Origin of the sequence: Sphingomonas sp. 37zxx (genome assembly GCF_000786205.1) — a bacterium.
Lineage (GTDB): Bacteria > Pseudomonadota > Alphaproteobacteria > Sphingomonadales > Sphingomonadaceae > Sphingomonas.
In genome coordinates this window covers 1-4992 of record NZ_JROH01000079.1, presented here as the reverse complement: position 1 = coordinate 4992, position 4992 = coordinate 1, and the positions used below count along the sequence as shown (strand labels likewise).

Here is a 4992-nt window from a genome sequence, read left to right as displayed (position 1 = left end):
GTCAACATCCTTTTTCACTTTTGTTGCAATTCATTCGCCCATCGACGGATTTCCGCGGGTTTACGCGCGATAAAGCTCTTGGGCGCATAGCCGAACTGTCATGAAAGCCCCCCCCAGCCCGTCACATCCCCGGCTCGAATCGCTTCGCCAGCAGGTTCGCAGCGCCGTTATCTGGCGTTCGGGCACCCAGATCGTCGGGCAGATGGTCACCTGGGCGTCGACCTTCCTGGTGATCCGCGTTCTCGATCCTGCGGATTACGGTCTGTTCGCGATGACTCAGGTGATCCTGGCATTGCTCAACATGCTCAACGGCTATGGCCTTGCCAGTGCGATCATCCAGCGGCCCAATGTCGATGACCGCACGCTTCGCCAGCTGTTCGGGCTGTTGCTGGTGCTCAACCTGGGGCTGGGGTTGCTCCAGTTCCTGATGGCTCCGCTCGCCGCCGCCTATTTCCGCCAGCCGATGGTGACCGATCTGCTGCGCGTGCAAGCGCTGCTGTATGTCGCCACCCCCTTCATCGCCTTCCCCTATGCGCTGCTCGCGCGGGCGATGGACTTTCGCAAACAGGCGCAGGCCAATCTGGCGTCGGCGACATTAGGTGCCCTCGCCGCGCTTGCCGGGGCCTTTGGCGGCCTTGGGGTGTGGACCCTGGTGCTTGCGCCGATGGTCCTCTTCTACACTCGCGCGATTCTGATGACCTGGGCGGCCAAATCGCTGATGTGGCCAAGCCTGGACTTTCGCGGCGCGGGCGACGTGCTGGCATTCGGCGGATTGATGGCGACCGGCCAGCTCTTCTGGTTCCTGCAAAGCCAGGCCGATGTCTTCATCGCCGGGCGCAGCCTGTCCCCGCATATGCTGGGCATCTATACGACCAGTCTGTTCCTGACCCAGATCTTCGTCGCCAAATTCCTGCCGACGCTCAACGAGGTCGCCTTTTCGGCCTATGCCCGGATTCAGGACGATCCCGCCGCAATGGGCCGCGCGTTCGAAAAGGCGGCGCGGATCATCATGCTGGTGGCGATGCCCTTTTATGCCGGGCTGGCGGTGACCGCCGATCCGCTGGTCCGCGTCGTGCTGGGCGACAAATGGGTCGAGGCAGCCCCGATCGTCGCGATCCTCGCGCTGGCGATGCCCTTCATGACGCTGCAAACGCTGTTCGCGCCCGCCTCCGACGCGCGCGGCCGGCCGGGGCTGTCGGCGGCCAATGGTGCCATCGGTGCGATCCTGCTGCCGATCGCGTTTCTGATCGGCATCCGCTGGGGCGTTATCGGTCTGGCGCTCGCCTGGGTCGCGGCATGGCCGGTCTTCCTTGGCATCGTCGCCGCGCGCAGCTTCGCCGTGGTCGGCAGCAGCGCGCTTGGCCTTACCCGCGCGGTGATGGCACCGATGCTTGCGGCAACCGCAATGGGCCTGGTGGTGCTGGCGGCGGACCAGTGGCTCCCCGCGCTGGATGCGTTGCCGCGCCTCGCGATCCTGATCGCGATCGGCGGCGCAGTCTATGGCGGCGGCTTGCTCGCCTTCGCGCGCGGCACGCTGGTCGAGCTGCTCGCCTTTGCACAGGCAAAGCGAGGGTAGCCTCCCCTCCGCCCCCCCCCATCACACCTGCTGGATATAACTCCGCATCGCCTCGGCCTCGGCCTCGATCCGATCGATCCGGTATTTCACCAGATCGCCGATCGACACGAAGCCGACCAGTTGTTCGCCCTCGACCACCGGCAAATGGCGGATACGGCGGCGCGACATCAGCGCCAGCGCCCCGATCACCGTTTCCTTGGCGTCGACCGACACCACCGGCGCGGTCATCAATTCGCCTACGGTGCGATCGAGCGCGGCCTTGCCCTCGCGGGCCAGGGCATAGACCACGTCGCGTTCGGAAAACACGCCGACCGCGCGGCCATCGGCCACCACCGGCACCGCGCCGATGCGCTTTTCGGCCAGCAGCGCCACCGCTTGCGTGGCAGTCTGATCTTTGGTTACCCCTATGACCTGGTGGCCTTTATTGGCCAGGATCGCGCCGATTGTCATCGCATCCTCCATTTTTATGTCTTTTGCCCCTTTATCTTCCCATGTTCCCGCCCAGATGGAAAGCATGTCCGAACCCCGCGATACGCTCGATGATCCCGCTTATGCCGCGCTTGCGTGGGGCCGCTTCCGGCGAATCCTTGGCGGCATGGCGGTGCTTGCGGTCGTGTGCGCCGCCGCCGGTGTCGCGACGCTCTATTGGTGGACCGGGATCATGCCGCTGCACATGGGAATCGCCACCGCGCTGGGCATTGGCCTTACCGTGTTGATGGGTGGCGCACTGATGGGGCTGGTATTCCTGAGTTCGGGCAGTGGCCATGACGAAGACGTCGATCGCTTCAACGAACAATATGACCCCGGTCGCCAGGACTGAACGCCGGCGACTGCGACGTCCCCCTACGACATGAAAAAGGCCGGCGACGCATGATGCGTCACCGGCCTTTTATTTCGTCCGAAACGGTGGCTTCAGCTCACTCGGCCGAAGGCACTGCATCTTCCTCGCCGCGCACCCGGCGGCGACGGCGCGGCTTTTCGGCCGGCACATCTTCGACATTGTCGTCATTGGCAAAGCCGAATGACGGCGGCAGGCGATCGGCCTCGATGCCCGCGCTTTCGGGTGCCGATGACTCTTCAGTGACCACAGCCTCTACCTGACGGCGCGGACGACCGCGACGGCGCGGTGCTTCCTCGACCGGCAAATCGGCCTGAGCGGCGATCGGCTCGGCCGCGGGTTCGGGCGCACGCACCGGCTCGGCGCGCGGCTCGCGACGTGGGCGTTCCCGATTACCCTCGGCACGATTACCCTCGGCGCGATTACCGTCCGAACGGTTACCCTCCGAACGATTGCCGTCGGCGCGAGGCTGGTCCCGATCGGCGCGCGGCTGCGGCCGATCACGGCCATAGTCGCGTGCTTCGCGATTGCCGCTATCACGGTTGCCTTCGTCGCGGTTGCCCTGGTCACGATTACCCTGATCGCGGTTGCCCTGGTCACGTCCGCCGCGCTCGCGCTGCCCGCCTTCGCGTTGGCCATTCTCACGCTGCCCATTCTCACGCTGCCCATTTTCACGCTGGCTGCCCTCGCGCTGGCCGCGATCGTCGCGATAATCGGCAGTGCCGCCTTCGTTCTCGCCGTCGAAATCATCGTCATCGTCGTCGATGTCGTCGCGCTGGCGGCGCTGGCCGTTATTCTCCTCGAAGCGTGAGCGGGTTTCGCTCAGCACGCGGAAATAATGATCGGCGAACTGCAGATAATATTCGGTGTTTACCCGATCGCCCTGCATCTGCGAATCGCGCGCGAGATTTTTGTATTTCTCAAGCAACTGCGCGGCATTACCGCGTGCGCGACTATCGATGCGATTGCCGTTGTCCTGACGATTCGGGCTTCCACCACTTTGCGGGCGCTGCCCGCCGCGACCGCGACGGCGACCGGCCTGACGATTATTCATCAAGATATGCTTGTCCTGTCCTTACCCTGCCCGACGATCGCGAAATCGTTGCGCGCGTTTTTACCGCACGCAGCCCGAAACCGTTGGGAAGGCGTGCCTGCCACGGCTGCCGGACTACAGCAGCTCGCATGCGTTGGATCGGTTCAAAGCCGCTGGCTCAACGCGCCGCTGGATTAGTGACGTGGTTGAAAGCGCTTGTCCCACTGGCAGTCTTAGCCGCCACTGAAGCGAACGCCAAGCGGAATATTATGACCGATCGATGGCAGGCGCGGTTGCGATGATTGCCCGCGGTCGCCCGCCAAGATCGGCGCGCAACGCGGGCAAAAGCCCCGCCCCGGCCACCATCGCCGCCACCGCATCGCCCTGGGTCCAGCCGATCTCGAGGATCGCGGCCCCGCCGGGCATCAGCAATCGCACCAATTCGGGGACGATGGCGCGATACGCCGCCAGCCCGCCTTCCTCGGCGAACAGCGCGCCTACCGGTTCATGATCGCGCACCTCGCGCGCCAGCGGCTCGTCGGCGGCGATATAGGGCGGGTTGGCCAGGATCAGGTCGAAGCGATCGGCAATGCCAGCCGTCCAGTCGCCGCGCACGAAGCGCGCGCGATCGGCCATGCCCAGCCGCACCGCATTGGCCGAAGCGATCGCCAGCGCCGCGTCCGAACAATCCACCCCCACCCCCCGCGCGCCGGGCCATTGGTCGAGCGCCGCCAGCAACAGCGCGCCCGATCCGGTGCCAAGGTCCAGAACCGTCGCCGGCATCGACTGCCCGAAATGCGCCACCGCCGCCTCGATCAGCGTTTCGCTGTCGGCGCGCGGGATCAGCACGCCGGGGGCGACGTCCAGCGTGATCGTCCAGAAATCGCGCGTGCCGGTGATATACGCGATCGGCTCATGCCCCAGCCGCCGCGCCACCAGCGCGGCAAAGCCATCGGGCACCGGCGAATCGAGCTGCCCCAGGATCATCCGCTCGCGCGTGATCCCCAAAGCATGCGCCATCAGCAGCTCGGCATCGAGGCGCGGGGTGCCCGAAAAATCAGCAAAGCCGCGCGCCGCATCGGCAAGCGCGCTTCTGATTACCCCCCTCCCGCTTGGCGGAGGGGCTGGGGGAGGGTCTGTCACAAAGAAAAACGTGTCCGGACACGCCCTCCCCTGACCCCTCCTGCAAACGGCAGGGGGCATCTACCCATCCAGCATCGCCAGCCGCTCGGCCTCATCCTCCGAAATCAGCGCGCCGATCAGTTCATCCATCTCGCCCTGCAAAATCTCGGGCAGGCGATGCAGCGTCAGGTTGATCCGGTGATCGGTCACCCGCCCCTGCGGGAAATTATAGGTGCGGATCCGTTCGGACCGATCGCCCGACCCGACCATGGATTTGCGTGCGCCCGAACGTTCGCTCGCCAGCCGCTCGCGCTCCAGTTCGTACAGCCGGGTCCGCAGCACCTGCATCGCCTTGTCGCGATTCTTGTGCTGGCTGCGCTGGTCCTGCTGGATCACCACCAGCCCGGTCGGGATATGCGTCAG

At 65.3% G+C, this 4992-nt stretch carries 6 protein-coding genes; 2 read left to right on the top strand and 4 right to left on the bottom strand.

Going from position 1 to position 4992, the window contains the following annotated elements:
• The first annotated feature begins 100 nt into the window (after window positions 1-100).
• Window positions 101-1576 carry a lipopolysaccharide biosynthesis protein gene (locus tag QU44_RS16430; RefSeq protein ID WP_033923492.1) on the top strand — a complete coding sequence of 492 codons (1476 nt, stop codon included), beginning with the start codon at window positions 101-103 and terminating at the stop codon, window positions 1574-1576.
• Window positions 1577-1597: 21 nt separating this feature from the next.
• Here the strand turns inward: QU44_RS16430 and QU44_RS16425 are convergent, their stop codons facing one another.
• Window positions 1598-2026, bottom strand: coding sequence for a CBS domain-containing protein (locus tag QU44_RS16425; RefSeq protein WP_033923495.1), 429 nt, complete (start codon window positions 2024-2026; stop codon window positions 1598-1600).
• Window positions 2027-2090: 64 nt separating this feature from the next.
• Between QU44_RS16425 and QU44_RS16420 the strand changes: the two genes are divergently transcribed.
• Entirely contained in the window at window positions 2091-2396 is a 306-nt protein-coding gene (locus tag QU44_RS16420; protein ID WP_033923494.1) for a hypothetical protein, read from the top strand.
• Window positions 2397-2493: 97 nt separating this feature from the next.
• Here the strand turns inward: QU44_RS16420 and QU44_RS16415 are convergent, their stop codons facing one another.
• The 3 genes from QU44_RS16415 to QU44_RS16405 all read right to left on the bottom strand — a co-directional run.
• Window positions 2494-3468, bottom strand: a complete 975-nt coding sequence (locus QU44_RS16415; protein WP_156141249.1) for a DUF4167 domain-containing protein — start codon at window positions 3466-3468, stop codon at window positions 2494-2496.
• A 246-nt stretch (window positions 3469-3714) separates the two neighbouring features.
• Window positions 3715-4590 carry a peptide chain release factor N(5)-glutamine methyltransferase gene (prmC, locus tag QU44_RS16410; RefSeq protein WP_443018098.1) on the bottom strand — a complete coding sequence of 292 codons (876 nt, stop codon included), beginning with the start codon at window positions 4588-4590 and terminating at the stop codon, window positions 3715-3717.
• A 60-nt stretch (window positions 4591-4650) separates the two neighbouring features.
• Window positions 4651-4992 (bottom strand): peptide chain release factor-like protein (locus QU44_RS16405; protein WP_033923490.1); only part of this gene is annotated, 342 nt, incomplete at its 5' end.

Coding starts and splice junctions, on each gene's coding strand:
- QU44_RS16430 (WP_033923492.1), top strand. CDS start 101: ATGAAAGCCCCCCCCAGCCCGTCACATCCCCGGCTCGAATCGCTTCGC.
- QU44_RS16415 (WP_156141249.1), bottom strand. CDS start 3,468: ATGAATAATCGTCAGGCCGGTCGCCGTCGCGGTCGCGGCGGGCAGCGC.
- QU44_RS16420 (WP_033923494.1), top strand. CDS start 2,091: ATGTCCGAACCCCGCGATACGCTCGATGATCCCGCTTATGCCGCGCTT.
- QU44_RS16425 (WP_033923495.1), bottom strand. CDS start 2,026: ATGACAATCGGCGCGATCCTGGCCAATAAAGGCCACCAGGTCATAGGG.